Below are 17,174 nucleotides of genomic sequence, written 5' to 3' on the forward strand. Positions count from 1 at the left end.
ACGCGCCGACTTGTTCAGCATAGCAAATCACTGTAAAGGTCATCTTGCTTAGGGAGTAGCTTCACAGTTGCTAGCCTGCCGCGTCGGCGTAACCTCCGTGTGCGGCTCACGAGTTGCCCGGCGGGCTCATCCCGTCGGGTTGCTCGAATCAAATGATGATCCGAACACTCGCAACTTAGTCGAGATTTTTGGGCCGCAATAGCTGTCAAGCTCCAATTCCACAGGATTCATCGCATGGCCGACATTTTCTGTGGGCGGAGTGTGGATAACTTGAATTAGTGCTGCGTCTTCATTGACATAGCGATCCTCCAAAAAGTCGGAGTCAGAATCCTCCATCCGGAATGAACGTGAAGGTGGTGACGTCAGCGTTCATCCAGACAGATAGAGACTTTTCGGCTTGTTTGGCACGCTCGTCATACTGACTTGGTGGGCGCTCCTTCCCCTCCAAAAGCATCTGCATTATCCCATGCGCCTGTGCTTCGGCTTCTGCCGCAAATTCGCTGTCAGTGAAAAGGAAAAACGAGTATCGGAAAACCTGCTGCGCTTGGTTCAGCTTAAATGTCGCGTCGATGGGCGATGGCGCAATTAGAAGGTGTTTGCGAGCTCGCATTAGGGAATTTATCGCCGCCAAAGTAATGGTCGGCCTGTCAAGCGGAAGAAGGCTTTCACGTATTCCTACGCTTTCAATGTATTTTTTTAGCTCTTGATCGCTCTCAATGGTATTTAAGACGACGCTACAAAGGTGATCCGACCCTCCGTATTTCACAATCGCCTCGTATGAGGCTTTCATTTCCCGAGAAAGGCCTTTCATTTCGGCGTTCTTTTTTATGCGCTCACGCAGCCACTGAAGCATGTAATCCCCCCCCCCAATACTGCCGAAGTATTCACTGATGCCGCAAACCAGCGCAATAGCGCACAGGGAGAAATCCTAAGATAGGATTAATAGCACAGTCGTATCGAAGCTAGTTTGGGGCGAATTTGGATGAAGAGCCGGCGGCTCCCTCATTTAGAATTCTTCCATGACGCGATCATGCCGTTAATGCTGGGCTGGACGCGGCGCCGCGCGTCTTCTCGCTTTGCGCCACAAAGAAGAAGCTGATCATAATCTGTCATCGAATGGCGAAGCACGTTCTGCATCGTGATGCCGACCGCCATTCCGATCGATGCGCCTTTCCAATCCTTCTTCGCGATTTCAGCGACAAAAAAAGCAACGGCGAAATCCGGGCATCGGAGCGATGTCATGCTTCCGGGCCTTGCCGCTGCAATGGACAAGATCGTTTCGATCAACCTAGCCTAGGTCAAGCGTCCCCGAACACTCCGACGCCAGGATGCGTTTGATCCGCGACCGGGCCAACAGAAAGCCATCGATCTCGCAAAGCAGGAAGTTGAGCTCGTGAATTCGATTGCCTGCATGAAACACGAACTTTCGCGATATTCCGTATGCGGACGGACCAGAATCTTATCGTCTGGGATTTATGAGTGACGAGGTCCCTTCCAGCGGGGAGCCCTATGCCTGCACGCGCGTTATGAGGATCACCGATCCGCAGCTCAAAAATTGCCGACACCACTCCCTGGGACGTCATCCCAAGAGAGGCCACACACCTGGAGTAGAGCAATCAAATCGATCCTGGTCTATCGCCTTTGTCTAGCTCGTGCTCATAGCCTTTTCGCCAGCTAGGTGCAGCATCTATCGCAGCCTGGTAACGCCACCGTTGTTTTGTCCGGGGCTTTACCCAATTAATCGACATCCGTTTGCCTTCATCGAGTGCGTGCTTTATTGCTGACTGCATCTCGGTAGTCGGCTTTATGTGCCTGGCCCATCCGGAAGCGGACCGAGTGCATCGATCCGGCGATCTTCTGAACTTTGCGTCTTCAGCGTCGCAGGCGTCCACCTCGGCAGAATCCAATCCAAATGCCATGACGATCGCGGTGACCCCCACAGCAATAAACCCTGCACAAAAGGACAAGCTTTCCTTAAAAAGGCAGCACGTGTATCTGAGGTTGACGCACTCGCTAATTGAATACTGTCATGATCGGATCGGCTATGTGGGCATATATCGACGAAAGTGGAAACACAGGGAACCGTCTATTTGACGCGGCACAACCTGATTTCGTGACCGCCGCAATGATGAGTAAAACAAACTTCGACCTGGTCTGGGGGGCCAAACTAAACGCTATAGCGAAAAGGCTAGACGTGAGTGCGCTACATGCCGGCGAATTAGGCGTGGCACGGCTAGACCTAATCGCAATTGAATTGTTGGACCTGCTAAGATCGTGTCCATGGAAGTGGTGTAGCTCGCGGCTGATGGCCGTGCTTTCCGACATAGGGCCGGAGGGATATCAGCGTGCCACAGCGGGCAGACTGATTTGGGGATCATCGCTCATTTGCGCCATGGTCTCAAGTGTCAGGTATCTGGCGCGTTGGACGGCCCATTCATCATTCTGTTCGAGCAGCAGTGCGCCGACGAGACGGACGATGGCTTCGTCGTTCGGAAAGATGCCGACGACCTCGGTGCGTCGCTTGATCTCGCCATTGAGACGCTCGATTGGATTCGTCGAATGCAGCTTTGCCCGGTGCTCTTTCGGGAAGGTCATGTAGGCGAGCACGTCCTCTTCGGCATCGTCCATGATGGTGGCGAGCTTCGGCACTTTCGGCCTGATCTGATCGGCGACGCTGCGCCATTGAGCGCTTGCTGCCTCCGGGGTCTCCTGGGCAAAGGCCGTTGCGATGAAAGCGGATACGACCCGCCTGCCGCTCTTTCCGGCATGTGCCAGGACGTTTCTCATGAAGTGAACCCGGCACCTCTGCCAGGTGGCGCTGAGAACCTTGGTGACCGCGGCCTTGAGCCCTTCATGCGCATCGGAGACGACGAGCTTGACGCCACGCAGACCCCGGCGTGTCAGCCTGCGCAGGAATTCCGTCCAGATCGGCTCAGCTTCGGACGTGCCGACTTCCATACCCAGAACCTCACGCCGCCCGTCGCTGTTGACACCGACGGCGATGATGACGGCGACGGAGACGATGCGACCACCACGCCGGACTTTGAGGTAAGTCGCGTCGATCCACAGGTATGGCCAATCGCCTTCGATGGGACGATCGAGGAACGCCTTCACCTTGACGTCGATCTCTTCGCACAGGCGGCTCACCTGGCTCTTGGAGATGCCGCTCATACCCATCGCCTTGACCAGATCATCGACTGAGCGCGTCGAGATGCCTTGGATATAAGCCTCCTGGATAACAGCCGTCAGAGCCTTCTCCGCCATCCGACGTGGTTCGAGGAAGCTCGGAAAGTAGCTGCCCTTGCGCAGCTTGGGAATGCGAAGCTCGACCGTTCCGGCTCGCGTCTCCCAATCCCGATCACGGTAGCCATTGCGTTGAGCGAGCCGCATCGGGTTCTTCTCGCCGAAGTCAGCGCCGGTGGCTCCGCCAACCTCCAGCTCCATCAGCCGCTCGGCTGCAAAGCCAATCATCTCGCGCAATAAATCGGCATCGGCGCTCTTCTCAACAAGCGAGCGCACGTTCATCATGTCATTGGTCATCGGTGGTCTTTCCGTCAGGTTGGTCTTGAACAACCCGACCCTACCGGAAAACACTGATGGCCACCTTACTCCTCAAAACCTACACCACGTGCCGGGACACGATCCCTGCTAAAGAAAGCAGACGTGCGTTTTTTCGTATCGCGCGTAGAGAAACGATATATTGCAGCGGCAAAATTCGTCGACACCTACTTTGACGCAGGTGAAAACAAGGCAGTTCCCTGGCATGTGTATTGGACAAGGCCCCTTAGGCTTACGATGGTTTTCAAGCTCTCGGCTTATGTGATTACAGAAGAAATCGCTCAGATCGTCTGGAACTGCGTCACAGCAACAAGCGAAGCCGTCTCAAAAAAATATTTTCTAGAGGGCGCGGCTGCGGCATTGGCCAGAGTCGCAAATATACCGGATGAACGCGTTCGAGTGATAACTTCAGAAGCATTGACGTGGGCTATTGCCCATCCTGGCGAGTTTTCTACCTTCATGCCGGCAAAAATTAACCGATACAGCCACGCGCCCAACTTTGTGGGCTTTAAAAGCCTTCTTGATGGCCTGGAGAATCAATCTACAAAATGGGCTCGCCCGGTTCGCGAGATCGTGCATGATGAGCAATCTCAGTTCGAAAAGACCCTGAAGCTTTGGCACGGACTCCTCTCCAAGCCATCTCTCGCTGATGAGCCCCCTCTTTATTGGCCAGGCGAAGACGCACCAATTCGATTTGGACGTGTGGCTGGCAGTGACTTCCGAATTGCGACAGACGAGAGTAGCCCTGGCTTACAAGTGGTAGATGTAGTCATTTGGCTGTTCAAACGAATGAAAGAAGGCAAGGATATAGGCAATAATTGTGGGCAGCTGCTCAATCGACTTCTGCGCAATGCTTACTACAACGATTTCTCGTTTGATGGCGTCAACGCGTCTATGGCGCCGAAAATTGCCAATATTATGAGCCAAGAAATACCGAGCGCTCAATCGATAGCAGGTAGAACTCTCCTTGAGAAAATCGAAGCCAGCCGGCAAAAAGCGTTGCAAGAGCACAAGGATTGACCTGGTCAAATGGAAAACATGGTTCCGCGATCCCTGTCAAAATTGAATTAGATCAGTTGAAGTGCGCCGCGATCGTGGCCCGATAGTTGAGCGTTCAGTCCTCAATATCCGAAAAAGAACCAACTTCGCAAAGCGGTCGTTCGGAACACACTGATTTTAAAGGTTCATAATGGCGGAGAGGGGGGATTCGAACCCCCGATGCCCTTGCAGGCATGCCGCATTTCGAGTGCGGTGCATTCAACCACTCTGCCACCTGTTGATTTGCACTGAGAAGTGACCCGGCATTGGGGGATATTTTCATCGAGAATTGAACATGGTGTTTCAATGTCGCTCGCAGGCGTCCAGGAAAAGCTGCCCACCTTCGTCGACGAGGATGGCAACGGCACGCCCCCACGCATACCATCAAACCAGACACCAACCTCATCGACTTCGCGCTCTCGGACATCGACCTGAAAAGCGAACGCATGACGATAGCCGACATGTTGAGCGTCTTCGTCGACAGGGAAGACTGAGGCCTCCCTGGATGATTTCGAATCTACGGTTCACAAGATTTGAACCTGCCGCCACGACATCCTCGGTTGGTTCAACCAAAACATTGACGGACCAGAAACTCCAATCCTTCGAAAGCCAAACTGTCTCGAATTGGAGACGGGCAATCGCCAAAGGACATGATCGATTTGATTGAGTGAGACGCCGTCGAGCGGCCTTGCGGCCGCCGGCGCGGTCATTTAGTAGTCACGCTGACGCGGCGAGGCCAGCAGCATTGTCTGCGCATAGGCCAGCGGCGAACGGTTGCCGGGCAGGTTCTCATCCAGGACCAGTGTTTTGATATCGTCGGAACGAACATCCAGCACCACGACGCGTTGAAGCTTGTCGAGCGACCAGACGGCGTAGCCAAGTTCTGCTACATAACCGCAATCACACCCGCAAGTGCCGCCCACGATCCGCCGCGCCTCCTCTGGCAGCAGCATGATTTGCGGCTTCGGCAATTTGTAGCAATGGCCCTCATATGCGTAACCATATATGACGCCCAAGCTTTTTATATATTGTTCGCCGTCTTTGCAGCATTGTTGCGGAATATTGATGTCAATAGGCAAAGTATAAAGCTTTTTTTCGTGCGATAACGCAAACGTAATATTTTCGCCAATTAAGGCGAGACTTTCAATATAAACGGATTTGACGGTGTCTCGTATGGCGGCAAAATTCTCTCTTCCAAGTTTCTTCTCAACTATTTGCTTTTCAATGATCTCATCGAGATCGTTGGCTTTCATCTCGAATAATTGAGGACCGGCGGGGCGGCCATACAATCTTACCTCGCCGGGATTGTAGGAATTCCCGGTTGGTTCAGTCAGCCCGGTTTGAGTGCTACCCACGCGGGGATGATCACAGCAACAGCTCATTTCCCTCTCCTTTCAAGGTTTTATCTTGAACCGATAATTTCACGCCAAACGAAATTTTCCTCCAGTTGATCAGCCGCGGCGCCATCGGCGGCCGAGATGATGGCACTTGCTGCCTGATCAAGCCGCATGGTGTTCGGATCCAAATTGCGCAGCGACGCGGCAAGCGCGCGCCCAACGGAGTCCCGGGCGGTGATCAGCGCCAGTTTGAAAAACAGCGGCCTTTGTCTGAAAGTTTCCTCGGTCAATTGCCGAAATCTGTCGAATTCGTCTTGCGCCAGGTCCCGAAGGTCGATGTTGAGAAGCCGCTTGTCGGCGCAGCCATTTGCGACGAGTTGGCGATGGTATAGCTCAACGATGCTATCGAACACGGCGCCGACGAACGGAAGGGAGCGGTCGTGAACCTCCCGCGTAACTTCCGACATCCTTCGAAAATTCGTCGCGAGGCGGATCTGGGTCTCCGGGCTTGTCTCCGCAAAACGGTTGAGTTCGTTATACAGCAGCAGGTTGCCTCTCGTGCGGCGCAGCAGCCGGTCGATGGCTGAATCGAAATGCAGGAACGAGATAAGCGACACGATGTCGGAAAAAGCCTCGGCAAACGGAAAGTAGTCGGCTTCGCGCGTTATCCCGGTTGGAACGCCTGTCTCCGACAAACTTATCAAATGCCCGATCTCGTGGGCGATGGTATCGAAGTTCAGCGCGAAGGGCCGTTCCACGCCACCGGCTCTTGAGCAGCCGAGTTCAAGGAAACCATAGCCGGCCTGAGCATTGCTCCACTCCAGGAAGGGAACGATTTCAAGTCGCGGATAGGTCTGATCGAAGAACCAGCGGACGGGCCGCCCCAGGTAGCTGCGCCAGATATCGATGACGAAATTCACGCACGCGTAGGCGTGGACGCCGAGATACGATCGCGACCGTGGATCCAGACTGTCGAAGTGCCGATCCGGGCCGGGCCTGGTCGGTGGACGCATGGCGCCGTCGAATGGCGGCAATCGGGAAAGACCGTAAGGTTGCTTGTCGAAAAGTGGATCCACCACATACATTGAGATGTCACTGGGACCATCACCGATCTCGTCGGGCAGTATGGATAGCCATACGCGATCCGGCTGTTCGTAGCCGGGGATGAAGGGAGGTTGAGGAAATATCCAGAATCGCGTGCCCAAACGCGATTCCACTCTTTCTAGTGTAGCGTTTTGGCGCAGTTCCATCACGGTATCTCACAATGAAGAAAGGGATGGCAACAACGTTTAATTAGTATGTGCTTAATAAGCTTATGTCAATATGAGCAGCCTCCAGATCTCTGATGAACGTGTTGGTGACGATCCATGGATGCGCGACGGCTGGGCGCGTGCCGTGCTGTGCCGAAAGGCGGGAAGCCATGCGCAGGGCAAGCAGCGCGTCGACTTTTTTTTGCCTTGTCACCATATCCTTGCCCAGCTCGGAAATTCTATGATCCGGCCATCCCACAGCACGGAGAACCGCCCCGAGCGAGCGGTCCCTAAAATTCATCGCGCGAGCGACTGACGTAAGAAGGCTCCGCTCGGCGGGCGTGATGATTTTTCGGCGCATCAGAGCGGAGAACGTCCGCTGAAGGTCGATCATGGAATCCGTCAGCGGAAGAAAGCCGAGCTCCGCCGGTCCGGACTGAACGGCGACTGCATCATCGGGAGCAAGCGGCCACCTTCGATACCATCTGTAGATCAGCCCAAGGCCGATCATGCCGAATTCGCAGAGTTCCGCCGCCCGCAGCGCTCCCATGCTCGCAGCGCCGATCATCAGAATCCCCTGCGACATGGCCCACAGGATTTCCTTATGCCGGACAGCCGGCCTGTCTTCGAACTGGCCGTCAATGAGCACCATCGCGCGAGGATGGAAGGCATGAGCGGCGAGCAGGATGTCGCCTTGGGAGGCTGGTTGCAGAAAGATGGCATCGAGCATTTTCTCTGCCGCCCCCAGCAGCAGGGTCGGGCCGAGAAATACCAGAATAGGGCCTTCACCGTTTGTAGCGGCCATGGGAGCTTCAACGCAAAATAGAGAAAGGATGTGCTGTTGGAAGAATGGTTCTGACGCATTGAACACCGGTTTCAGCATCCGACCCCACCGGCACAGCGAGCACAGGTCCCAGCCCGGCAGTAACGACCCTCTCGATCACATCGCCCGGACTGGAAACCACAAGGGCCTTACTTGATGAATCTCCTGCTGCGGGTGTCTGATTGAGAATGAGTTCGCGGGCCCTCGCAACGACGGCGTCAGTTCTTTTTTTAAAATGCCTTCTGGTTTGATCGTCTCGCGTACCCGATATCGCGCCGGCTCGCGCAGCCAAAGCCTCCAGCAGGGCGTCGGAGGCCGCAGCCTCGATGCTGGGACCCGCAGAATAACCCTCCGTGGGAAGCGCGAGAATGGGTTCGCTGGAGCCCGTCTCGATCGTCTGGCACCATACCACCGGAACCATTGCTGGCGAGGAGGCATGCCAAAGCCCGACTGAAATCCCGCGGGCGGCGACTCGAGACAGCATTTGATCGAAGCTGCTTCCCAATCCGGAAGTCGATATCCGCATTCGATCCAGAAATCCGTGGGTCTGGAAAGCGCGAGCGATAGCATCGCGCTCGATGCATTCGAACAGCCCATGGAGGAAAGCCTCGCAGGACGTCATATGACAGGCAAGGCCGGTTGTCGTGCGAACGAACAGCCCGTCGTGCGGCGGCGGCTCGATATAGCACGTGTCGACGAGCTCCAGCGGAACCGGCTGCAGAGAACCGGTGACGACGTCGGTCCCGGAGACCCAGGGAATGGTCCGTTCCCGCCAACCGTTCCGGCAATCCGTCAAGACCAGATTTTCAAATAGACCTGGGGCTATGCCGAGATCGTCTGCCGTGGCGAAAAAGACCCGGTCCGACGGTATCGTCTCGGCATAGAAGCGCTCCAAGGATTCCATGATGGCGCCGACCGCCGCGGCCGCGATGGAAAGACCACGTCCGAGCGACGTGACTTCGGACAGGGCGCCCGGCCGGGTGGCTTGAACAATCAGAAGGCCGAGACGGTCGAGGCCGGTCAGGTCTCCCAGCCTGGTAATTTGCGCGCGGCGGCAGAGCGACAGGATGGTCCGAAAGCAGCGCTCGGTCTCGTCCAGACTAGGCTGTTGCGGGAGCGGCGACCTCATCTTCGAAACGATTTCGCTGTGCAAAGCCAAAAGCGCGCCATCGTCCGGCCGATTCAATCTCAGGCTCCCGCGCTCAGAATTCGACATCAACGGCGAGTTCCCTGATCGAATGGATAGCCCTTTGATGCAGGGCGACGGCCCCCTGATTGGCAGCGATCTTAACGGCCGTCCGCAGATCTGCGGCGGCCAGTTCCCTACCAGCCTTTCCCTTGGCATGAAGGACGGCGCGTCCCCTGTAAAGCTCCGCCAGCCAATAAGCGTGACCAGTGTCCTTGGCTTCCCTGATCGCATCGGTCGCCACCTCGATCGCTGATGCATAGTTGCCCGCGAGCCCCAACATGGTCGCATGCATGTATAGGTAAATCGGCAGATCAGCGACTGCTCCCAGCCGTCTGAGAAGCGACAGCCCTTCCTGAAACATCTCAAAACCGGCGGAGCGATTCTTGCTGTGCGCATTGGCCCATCCCCCAAAGAGAAGGGAGAGCCCTGAGAGAGATTGCATCTCGTGTTGTCGGGCAAATTCTCCCATTCGCAACGAGATCTCGACGAGGCGCTCATGATCGTTCCGATAGAAGGCCGATACCGCTTCGGTGTCGAGCGAATGAGCCTTGCTTGGAGCATGGGATATTCCATCGACAAATGCGACCATCTCCGAAAGCGCTTTGTCCGATGCCTCGACCTGTCCCGTGAGCCAAAGCGACAGTGCCAGTTGCCCAAGGCCGCAAACCTTCGCGTCGTGGCCGCCAAACAACGTCCTGCTCGTTTTTGCCAGCCGCTCGTCATAAAGCGCTAGGCCTGCCGCAATCGCATCCTGCGTTTCCCGATGTCTGCCGACGTTGAATTCAATCGCCCAGATGCAATGATTGACCTGAAGCCTTGTCTCCGGATCGTCGACTTGGGACAGCATCACCTGCACTTCAAGCGCCCGTTCGTGCATGACAAGGAAATCCTTACCGGTCAGCCACCAACCCCAATAGATTGGAAACCATTCGGACTGCTCCTCCATTGGCCGCCGCCGGGCGATGGCGACGCCGTCCTCATATAGCTTACGCGCTGGTGGCGAGTTCTGCCCCACTGTTGCGGTTAAGACGGGCCCGAGGGCAGTCAATGCTGAAAGCTGCAGCAACTCGGCCGAACTGCTTTCGCTGATCTTGTCGCAGAGTGCCAAGGCATGTTCGAGATAGTGCTGCGCCTCCACCATCGCCGACCGGCTCGAACTTTCCTTTCCAGCCAAAATGAACCGATCGATTGCCTCTTCCAAGAGATCCGCATGCTCTGCATGCTCGGCAACCGCGCCGATATCGAACCAAGGGGCGATTTCACGATCTTGGCTTACTGCCGCAAAAAGGCGCCCATGCAGTATCCTGCGTTGTTTGCGAAGCAACGTATTGTAGATCGTCTCCCGAATTAGGGCGTGCCGGAAGCCATATGCGATTGTTCCTGGCATTCTGATCTGCGTAAGAAATCCGGTCTCGCAAAGCGCATCCGCCGCGGTCACCAGAGACTTCTTGCTAAAGTCGGGCAGAAGCGCGCGAAGGAGCGGCAGCGTGACGCGGGCGCCCGAGACTGCTGCGGCTAGCGCGATATCCCTCGCGAAGCCGAGGTTATCAAGCCGCGCATCGAGTATTCCCGCCAATGCCGGAATATGACCCGGTGTAGCCTTTCCTGACATTTTCATCGGGTCGGTCTCTGCACTTTCGGAAAACCACCGGCAGATTTCCTGGATGAACAGGGGAATACCCGCTGATATGCGCTCGGTGACTTCAATCAGTTCCGGGAGTAGGGCCTTGCGGTGCTCCGGCCATCCCGCCTCTATCGCCAGCCTCGCTTCTTCACGGTCGAGAGGCTCGAGTTCAATACGCGTCGGATTTCTCTCATTCAGCCACTCCATCGAGGGGCCGGGACGAAAGGTGGCGACGAGAAGTATAGGGAACTTCTCCACGACTCGCGAGGCTTCTGCCAGCAAGTCCTGCGAGGTCGGGTCGATCCAATGGATGTCTTCGATGGCTATGACGATCGGTCCATTGACGGACATCATCTCAAGCGCGCGGACCATGGCACGGCGGGCTTTTTCCCGCACGGCCTTGGGATCGAGGTTCGACAAAACCTCGTTCCGGCCCGACGCTCCGAGAATATGGGTAAATACTTCAATAACATCCGCATCAAAAACGCCATGGCGCTGAAACTGAGTTGCAACGGCGGCGGCGGTCAGCCGCGATTGTCCGCCCGAGTCGGAGCCGGGAAAGCTGTTCCGGAGCGGATGAAGGGTCGAGCGGAAGCCGCCGGGAAGGCATTGAAACAGGAATGATTTCGACCGGCCGCTTTGTGTAATTTTCCTGATTTCGTGCAAGAGCCGCGACTTGCCGATCCCCGCATCGCCTTCGATCGAGAGAACTTCACCATGCCCTTCAAGCACGCTTTTCCATGACTTCGCAACCATGCCGAGTTCACGTGTGCGTCCGATGAACGGACCATCAAGCCTTCCGAACGCATAAAATCTGTCGACCTCCTTTTTATGACCCAGCGCACGCCATACTTTCTCCGGTTCGGCAAAACCTTTAAGCGTTCGAATGCCTTCGAATACAAAGGCGTGCGACCGGCCCGCGAGGTTGCGCGTCTCCTCGGAGACGAGAACGCTATCGGGCGCGGCTATGGCCTGCAGGCGCGTAGCCATGGCGAGGGACGCACCTGCAATAGGTTCCTGCGTCTTGTCCTTCTCCTGTGCCTTCTGGATCAACGCGACCGATGTCGCGATGCCGATGCGAACGTGCAAATGGCGACCGACTTCCCGGCTAAGTCGCTTGCAGGCGTCGATGATCCCCAATCCCGCGCGGATGGCAAGCGACGCGGCATCCCTGGCGCCGAGTTCGGCCGGAAACAGCGCTACCCCTCCGTCTCCGGCCTCAACAAGCATGACGCCGGAACGCGCCGTTATCGACTGTTTCGCAGCACTTTGAAATCCAGCGATCAGATCCTGGTAATCTTCGATGTCCATCACGTGGAAAAGATCGGTTGATCCCACCAGGTCGTAAGAAAGCGCAGTTACAATGCGCCGTTCTCCGCCATACCCTGAAGAGCGGCCTTTGCGCCGAGGGGTCTTTGGCGATGATCGTGGTATGTTGCTCGCACTCTCGTGAGGCATCGCCACTCCGCCTTTTTGAGTATGGGTCCTGCGCTCCGTCAGCCGGCGACTATAGTATAACCCATCTCCATTGTCGGGTCATGAAACCTGCGCATTCATTTGTCGCCGCATTTGATGGAATGGGGATAGTCGATCTTGCCGGATTGATAGTGCCCGGCAGCAGCATGGCGTTCGGCACGACCCGAGCAGAAATCCACCGATGAAGGTTCCAACAGTCGAGCTGGCCGCCAGCAAAAGCGGGGGTTCGATGTCGCGGAAGGGGAATGGCGATCCGGCAGCGGATAGCCAGAACTCATCACCTAAGAGCCAGTGATAGAGGCTCACATACGAGAAGTCTGGATGGATCTTCTGCCCCACGCCGCCTATCCGCCCCTATGTCAAGATCGCAAGATGTTCTTCACAGGTTCGAACACGGGTCGGCATACTCGATATGTCTCGCGACCGTTGCTGTCGTAATCGAGGTGACGAGATCGGCCACCTGAAGAACACGCGAGTTGTTAAACGGCATCGTGAGTATGTTCGTCGCAAGATTTGCGAACTTGGCATAGACCGTTCCTGCTGAGACGATGTCGGCGCAGTCCGCGAGAAAGGCGTCTTCGCCACTGCGTCCGCCAGACGTGCCACTGTTTTACCATGCTGGAAAACTCTCGATGCTCGGATTGGATCTCCCATCCACTTTATCCACAGGCAAGCGCAGCAAGAGTCACAATTTTCGGGCCGTCACAATGTCACAAATTTCAATATCTCTATATGCTCAATCTTTTTTGTAACCAGATACTTAAGACTCTTCCCGATGAGAGCCTTGAGTTTTCGAGTCTCTCATCGCCCACCATTCCATTTTTTCCTATTTGATTATTCATCGCTTTTTCCCTCGTTTGTCTCACCCTCATTTTTGGCGGCAAAAGTGAGACATTTTGCTCGCTCAAATACTGCTCTCGGCGGTCAAAGGCGTTCGCCGTCATCCGCCGTTTGTTCGCTTTCTCGGCATTTGCTGAATGTTTGGGGGCTGAGAAGATCGCGACCAAGCATTGGAGCCCTCCTCGAGATCGGAAGCCCTGCATGCGCTCGCGTTTTCCATAACGGTCGTGCGACCGATGTTCGACGCCCATGGGCGCCCGAACTTGTCGGTGATCATTCGCGTTCTCTTTGGCACGATCCCTTACTTTCTCAGGGGCCTTGTCAATGACGGAAATCGGCCAATGGGGTTTTGTCCCCTATCGTGGAACCGGTCACGTTCATATTTTGGATTGTTGCAACCGTGTCTCGATTAGAATTCGATGTCCAGATTGTCCTCATGATCGTGATGGCCCGGAAGCTCGGGCGGCGGCGGCCCCGGAACCTCTGCCACCATCGCCTCCGTCATGATCATGAGACCGGCCACGGACGCAGCGCCCTGAAGCGCCGCGCGCACCGCCTTGACGGGATCGATGATGCCCGCTGCCATCATGTCGCCGAACGCTCCCTTCTGGGCGTCGTAGCCGTAGGCGAAATCATCTTTTTCGAGAATTCTCGCTGCAACGACCGAACCGTCCTCGCCCGAATTGGACGCAATCTGCCGCGCCGGCCAGCGTATCGCCTCCGCGACGAGGCGGATGCCTGCCTGCTGGTCGGGGTGATCGATCTTGAGCGCCTCGAGTGCCTTTCCTGCCCGCAAGAGGGCGGTGCCGCCGCCTGGCAAGATACCCTCCTCGATGGCAGCGCGAGCAGCATGGACGGCGTTTCTTATGCGATCCTTCTTCTCCCTGACCTCGATCTCGCTCGTTCCGCCGACCCGGACCACGGCGATCCCACTCGAAAGCCGCGCCAGCCGTTCCTCCAGCTTGTCGCGGTCATAGTCGAAGTCAGACTGTTCGAGCTGGCGCTTGATGGCGGCGATGCGCGTCTCGATATCCACCGGTAGACCACGCCCTTCCACGATCGTCGTGTTTTGCTTGTCGACCGTAATCTTCCCCGCGCGGCCGAGGACATCGAGCGACACGGTCTCGATGTTAAGGCCGAGATCCTCCGAGATGACCGTACCACCCGTCAACAGCGCAATATCCTGCAGGATCGCCTTGCGGAGCTCGCCGTAGGCAGGCGCCTTGACCGCTGCCACCTTGAGGCTGCCGCGCAGCTTGTTGACGACGAGCGCTGCTCTGACTTCGGCCTCGACATCTTCGGCGATGATGAGAAGAGGTTTGCCGGTCTGCACGACCTTTTCCAGGAGCGGCACCACTTTGTCGAGGCTCGCCAGCTTCTTCTCGCCGAGAAGGATAAAGGCGTCCTCGAACTCCACCCGCGTCCGCTCGCGGTTGGTAGTGAAATGCGGGGAGATGTAACTGCGGTCGAACTGGATGCCGGTGACGATCTCGATCTCGGTTTCGAGCGACCTGCCTTCCTCGACTGTGATCACGCCATTGTTGCCGACCTTTGCCATGGCTTCGGCGATGATGCGGCCGATTTCGGTGTCGCCGTTTGCCGCGATCGTGGCGATCTGGGCTATCTCCACATTCGAGGAAACGGCTCTTGCATTCTGCTTCAGCTCCGCCGCGACAGCCTCGACAGCACGATCGATGCCGCGCTTCAAGTCCATGGGATTCATGCCGGCCGCCACTGCCCGCACGCCGCCTCTGATAATAGCCTCGGCGAGCACGACCGCAGTCGTGGTGCCGTCGCCGGTCAGAAAGGAGGTTTTGACGGCAACTTGCCGGAGCAACCGGACGGCCATGTCCTCAAACCTGTCTTGAAGCTCGATCTCCTTTGCAACGGTCACGCCGTCCTTGGTGATTTTCGCACCGAAGGGCCGGGCCATGGCGACATTCCGCCCCCGCGGTCCAAGTGTGACGCTGACAGCCCTTCCGAGCGTACCCACGCCATCTAACATGCTGTCTCGCGCCTCGAAGGCGTATTTGATGTCTTTGGCCGTCATGGCCTTCCTCCCAAGAGTTGCCGCCTCACTCCGCGGCCTGAGCAGTATTGGCGTATGGTAATCCGAGCCGGTTCCAGACATCGGACAGCGCCGCCACAAGCTGGCTGATCATGATGTCATCGTGGCATGGCGACGGCGTGATGCGCAGCCGCTCGGTTCCCTTGGCGACGGTCGGATAGTTTATCAGCTGGATGTAGATGCCGTACTCGGCCAGTAGAATATTGCTCGCCGCCTTGCACTTTGCCGGATCGCCGACCCACACGGGAACGATGTGGCTGTCGCTTGGCATGACCGGCAGCCTTGCCGAATTCAGTTCGGCCTTGACGCGCCGGACGCGGTCTTGGTGGCTTTGACGCTCCGACTGCGAGGTCTTCAGGTGGCGGATCGCGGCGGTGGCCGCTGCGCAGATGGGCGGCGGCAAAGCCGTCGTGAAAATGAAACCCGGCGCGTAGGAGCGCACGGCGTCGATGAGATCGCTATTGCCGACGATATAGCCGCCGAGACATCCGAAAGCCTTGGCCAGGGTACCTTCGATGACGTCGATCCGCTCCATGGCGCCGTCGCGTTCGGCAACGCCGCCGCCTCTCAGCCCATACATTCCCACCGCATGCACCTCGTCGAGATAGGTCATGGCACCGTAGCGTTCGGCGAGCTCGCAGATGCAATGGATCGGCGCGATGTCGCCGTCCATGGAATAGAGGCTTTCGAGGACGATGAGCTTCGGCCGCTCGAAGGCGACGGCCTTCAGCAGTTCCTCAAGGTGTCGCACGTCGTTGTGGCGGAAGATCTGCCTTTCCATTCCGGATTGGCGGATCCCCTCGATCATGGAATTGTGGTTGAGCGCATCGGACAGGATCAGACAGTCGGGTATGAGCTTGGCGATGGTGGAGATGCCCGTCTGGTTGGATACATACCCCGACGTGAAGACCAGAGCCGCATCCTTGCCATGCAGATCCGCGAGTTCGGCTTCCAGTTCGACGAGCGGATGGTTTGTGCCGGAAATGTTGCGGGTACCGCCCGCACCTGTCCCGTGGCGTCGCGCAGTGTCAATCATGGCTTCGATCACCTTGGGATGCTGTCCCGTACCGAGATAATCGTTGGAGCACCAGATGACGACCTCCCGCGGCCCCGATGGGGAGCGCCAGGTGGCGAAGGGAAAACGTCCCGCGATCCGCTCCAGATCGGCAAAGACGCGGTATCGCTGCTCTGCATGGAGTCGTGATATGGCGGCGCCGAAGTACTGGCCGTACCGTCCAGTCCCCTTGTTCCCACCCTTCCCCCAGGTCATGTCCGTCCTCCTCGCCGGCGTCCGCTCAACCTCGATTGCGAGCGTCCGTCATCAGATGGCGCAAGGTGGCCGCGATGTCGTCCGCCGGCGTGTCAGCCGACATGCCTCGTGCAAACTTTCCCTCCGGCGACATTATGTAGATGTACGTGCCGTGATCGATGAGATAGTCGTCGCGGCCTGCTCCGGTGCGGTGCCGCTCGCTGTAGACGCCGTATGCCTGCGATACCGCTGCGATCTGCTCCGGCGTTCCCGAGAGCCCGACGATCCGCTTGTCGATTGCTTCGGTATATTCGCCCATTGCCTTTGGAGTGTCGCGCTCCGGATCGACCGTAATGAAGATCGGCTGCACCTCTTGCGCATCCGCCCCGAGCTGCTCGAGCGCGACCGCGATTTGGCTCAGCGTCGTCGGGCAGGAATCGGGGCAGAAGGTGTAACCGAAGAAAACCAGCAGCCACTTGCCGCGGAAAGTCGCATCCGTCACAGCTTCCCCGTCGGACGCGGTGAGGGTGAAGGGGCCTCCCACCGTCGTTTCAGAGACCGCGCGAACGGGCCAGGCGGTCACCACCGCCGTCGCCGCCAGCATGGTTGCAGCGAGGGCTAGCCACTGCCGCGCCGAAGCGCGATGGTCCTTCCATGGGCGATCCATCTTTTGCCTCCGGGGCCGCAACTGTACATTGCCGCACAGTTGAGGTCGGTAGCGA

Annotated in this window: 13 protein-coding genes; 1 reads left to right on the forward strand and 12 read right to left on the reverse strand. The window is 57.1% G+C overall.

The annotated features are described in order from the left end of the window. Positions 1-322 precede the first annotated feature (322 nt). The 3 genes from QA644_RS27885 to QA644_RS27895 form a co-directional block, all read right to left on the reverse strand. Positions 323-853, reverse strand: coding sequence for a hypothetical protein (locus QA644_RS27885; protein WP_283072556.1), 531 nt, complete (start codon positions 851-853; stop codon positions 323-325). A gap of 149 nt (positions 854-1,002) precedes the next feature. Continuing rightward, the gene (locus tag QA644_RS35230; RefSeq protein WP_349254121.1) at positions 1,003-1,242 is read right to left on the reverse strand and encodes a DUF2293 domain-containing protein; all 240 of its coding nucleotides are present in this window, start codon (positions 1,240-1,242) and stop codon (positions 1,003-1,005) included. Between the two features lie 1,098 nt (positions 1,243-2,340). Continuing rightward, positions 2,341-3,540 (reverse strand): IS256 family transposase, encoded by a 1,200-nt coding sequence (locus QA644_RS27895; RefSeq protein ID WP_283070916.1) that lies wholly within the window; start codon positions 3,538-3,540, stop codon positions 2,341-2,343. Between the two features lie 123 nt (positions 3,541-3,663). Here QA644_RS27895 and QA644_RS27900 point away from each other — a divergent pair, with 123 nt between their 5' ends. Further along, positions 3,664-4,578, forward strand: coding sequence for a hypothetical protein (locus QA644_RS27900; RefSeq protein ID WP_283072557.1), 915 nt, complete (start codon positions 3,664-3,666; stop codon positions 4,576-4,578). 728 nt (positions 4,579-5,306) lie between these two features. On the opposite strand, the gene QA644_RS27905 is transcribed toward QA644_RS27900, so the two are convergent. The 9 genes from QA644_RS27905 to QA644_RS27945 all read right to left on the reverse strand — a co-directional run bounded on the left by QA644_RS27905 (position 5,307) and on the right by QA644_RS27945 (position 17,119). After that, the gene (locus tag QA644_RS27905) at positions 5,307-5,978 is read right to left on the reverse strand and encodes a hypothetical protein (RefSeq protein ID WP_194731047.1); all 672 of its coding nucleotides are present in this window, start codon (positions 5,976-5,978) and stop codon (positions 5,307-5,309) included. Between the two features lie 20 nt (positions 5,979-5,998). Then, positions 5,999-7,183, reverse strand: coding sequence for a hypothetical protein (locus tag QA644_RS27910; protein WP_194731046.1), 1,185 nt, complete (start codon positions 7,181-7,183; stop codon positions 5,999-6,001). Between the two features lie 43 nt (positions 7,184-7,226). Further along, the gene (locus QA644_RS27915; RefSeq protein ID WP_239600529.1) at positions 7,227-7,988 is read right to left on the reverse strand and encodes a TfuA-like protein; all 762 of its coding nucleotides are present in this window, start codon (positions 7,986-7,988) and stop codon (positions 7,227-7,229) included. A gap of 7 nt (positions 7,989-7,995) precedes the next feature. Further along, complete coding sequence (locus QA644_RS27920; RefSeq protein WP_283072558.1) at positions 7,996-9,222, reverse strand: YcaO-like family protein; 1,227 nt, start codon at positions 9,220-9,222, stop codon at positions 7,996-7,998. Further along, positions 9,209-12,277 (reverse strand): AAA family ATPase, encoded by a 3,069-nt coding sequence (locus QA644_RS27925; protein WP_194731044.1) that lies wholly within the window; start codon positions 12,275-12,277, stop codon positions 9,209-9,211. Before QA644_RS27925 ends, QA644_RS27920 begins: the two co-directional genes overlap by 14 nt. 746 nt (positions 12,278-13,023) lie before the next feature. Beyond that, positions 13,024-13,302: a hypothetical protein gene (locus tag QA644_RS27930; RefSeq protein WP_283072559.1), complete on the reverse strand. Its 279-nt coding sequence runs from the start codon at positions 13,300-13,302 to the stop codon at positions 13,024-13,026. 242 nt (positions 13,303-13,544) lie between these two features. Continuing rightward, the gene (gene groL / locus QA644_RS27935) at positions 13,545-15,185 is read right to left on the reverse strand and encodes a chaperonin GroEL (RefSeq protein WP_283072560.1); all 1,641 of its coding nucleotides are present in this window, start codon (positions 15,183-15,185) and stop codon (positions 13,545-13,547) included. A gap of 25 nt (positions 15,186-15,210) precedes the next feature. Beyond that, the gene (gene hemA, locus QA644_RS27940) at positions 15,211-16,473 is read right to left on the reverse strand and encodes a 5-aminolevulinate synthase (protein ID WP_283072561.1); all 1,263 of its coding nucleotides are present in this window, start codon (positions 16,471-16,473) and stop codon (positions 15,211-15,213) included. Between the two features lie 25 nt (positions 16,474-16,498). Next, entirely contained in the window at positions 16,499-17,119 is a 621-nt protein-coding gene (locus tag QA644_RS27945; protein WP_283072562.1) for an SCO family protein, read from the reverse strand. Positions 17,120-17,174 lie beyond the last annotated feature (55 nt).

The organism is Rhizobium sp. CC1099, from assembly GCF_029714385.1.
GTDB lineage: Bacteria > Pseudomonadota > Alphaproteobacteria > Rhizobiales > Rhizobiaceae > Rhizobium.